Below are 2306 nucleotides of genomic sequence, written 5' to 3' on the forward strand. Positions count from 1 at the left end.
CTTACACGCACTCCCGTGCGATGCGGCAGGCCCCGGAAAGCTAGGGGCCCCGGGCCGCGTATAGCCCCGGGGTCTTGTCCGACGGCGTCAGGATGCCGCCCAGTTGAGCCCGAGGGCGGCCAGCGCCTGGAGCTTGTCGGCGGTCAGCTTGGCGCGGCGGCTCTTGCTGTTACTGAGGAATACCCCGAGCTTCACCTCCGACCCGTCCGGCAACGCCTCTACGTGACCCCTGGAGACCGTCACAGAGCCGGTGCGGGCTTTGTACTGCGCCAGGGCTGCAACGCCCTTCTCGAACGCCCCCGAGCCGCCCTTGGAAGGCTTGGCGGGCGCCTCCGGCTCCGGGGCCAGCGGCACGATGGCGAGTCGCTCCAGGCGCTCGCGCTGTCCGTCCGTCAGGGCCTGCCAGACCTCCGGCTTGCGCTGCCGGGCCAGCCACTTCCCGATGTCCATGCCGTGGACCGTGAAGCCGGGCAGGACCTCCGCCTGGTCCTCATCGCGCACCAGCTCCCGCAGCGCGGCGTAGTGCCGTTGCCAGTCTGCCGGCCACTGCGGGTTCCAGTCCTCGTCGACCTCGCGCAGCGCCGTCTCCCACTCGGGGTGTCCGTCCAGTGCGCCGGGGCGGCGGAGGTTGGACAGCCATTGCCCGACTGGCCGGTCCAGAGCGGTCGCCGGGCGCGGGGCGCATAGCGTCCAGTGCTGGTCGTAGTAGGCCTTCGCGGCTGCGAGGCTCTCCTGGAACCGCTCATCCGCCAGCGACCACACCATGCCCAGCTTCTCCAGCCGCCGTGCGCGCAGCCCGGTCATCTGCCCCGCCCCGAACGCCCGTCGCTGCTCTGCTACCCACTGCCCAAGGGGGTACGCGCCCTCCTTGTGTCCGTAGGGCACTCGAGCACCCCCCTCACGCTCGGTGTACCTACGTAGCGCTGCGTAGCCTCTGGCCCAGTCCTGGCGCTCCGTGTCGATCACGTTGAAGGACACCCAGTCCGCGACCATCACCGGGTCACGCGGAGCCGAAAAACGTAGCAGCAGACGAGATTCATCCTCGCCTTCTTCAGGCGGCGGACCGATGTACTGGGACGGCTGCGCGACGTCCTTCTGCGGCTCCTGCGGGACGGCGAGCAATTCGATGGCCTCTTCATCATGAGCCCGAAGACCTTCAAGAACTTTCACCAAAGGCCGATACGATCCCGAAGTGAACATGTCTTCCGGCTTTTCTCCCGCCTGGAGAAATACCGGCACGATCAAAGAAGCGAGCTTGCCTTGTCCCGGCTTCTGACGCAGCGCCCGGCCGATGGCCTGGACGATGTCGTGCGGCGCGCCCTTGGGGTCCAGCAGGGCCACGCTGTCCACAGCTCTGATGTCGACGCCCTCACCCAGGACACGACAGTTCGAGAGCACGGCCCGCCGCGCGGTAGACCCGAACCCGCCCAGGACCTCCCGCCGGCGCTCCAGGGCGTGCTCGCCGCACAGCCAGTCCGCCCAGATCCTCGCCGGGTACTTCCCCGGCTGGTCCGCGTGCAGCTTCCCAGCAACCCGCTCCAAGCCCTCCGCGTACGCCTGCGCCTCCATCGTCCGGTGATGGAAGGTGATGCACGTCGACAGCCCATGCTGCGCCATCGTGTGCAGCAACGCCGCCTGAAGCGCCCCGAGCCGCTGCCCACGCACCTCCTCGCTACGCCGCTCCTCGCCCATCAGCCGCTCCGGGGTGACCACCGGGTCCGCCAGCTCCAGCACGATGATCTGGTACCGCGCAAGCAAACCGCGCGAGACCGCCGACGCCAAGCTGAGCTTGTACAGCACAGGCCCGAACACGACCTCGTCATCCATGGAGGCCGCCATCTCCTTCGGCAGCGCCTCCCGCACCCCTTCGGCAACCTCCCAGTTCGGCCGCTCCTCCCAGATCCGCGGCGTCGCCGTCAGATACAGCCGCCGCTGCGCCGGGATGACGGTCTGATCGTGGATGTCCGCCCACGCCTTACCCATCGAACCCGAAGTCCTGTGAGCCTCATCGACCACCGCAAGGTCCACCGGGGCCAGCTGCTGCCCGTAGACGCCCTCGAAAGCCTCCGCGAGGACACCGAGACTGGCGTACGTCGCGTAGATGGTCACGGGCCCGGAACCGTGCCACAGGGCCAGCTGTACGGGGTTCGTGGTGGAGCGGACCTTGAGGTTCCACAGCTCGGGGTCGCCCTGGAGGCTGCACACCGCGACGGCCGGCCCTGTGTGCCCGGCGTCGTGCCACGCCTTCACCGTCTGCGCCAGAAGGGCCAGTGTCGGCACCAGAACGAGAATGCGCCCCTTGGGCA

General features: G+C 68.7%; 1 protein-coding gene. It reads right to left on the reverse strand.

Annotated elements, in window-relative coordinates:
- Positions 1-87: 87 nt before the first annotated feature.
- A partial coding sequence (locus tag IEZ15_RS43720) for a DEAD/DEAH box helicase (RefSeq protein ID WP_229846600.1) occupies positions 88-2306 on the reverse strand: 2219 nt, incomplete at its 5' end.

The organism is Streptomyces atratus (assembly GCF_014648655.1).
GTDB classification, from domain to species: domain Bacteria; phylum Actinomycetota; class Actinomycetes; order Streptomycetales; family Streptomycetaceae; genus Streptomyces; species Streptomyces atratus.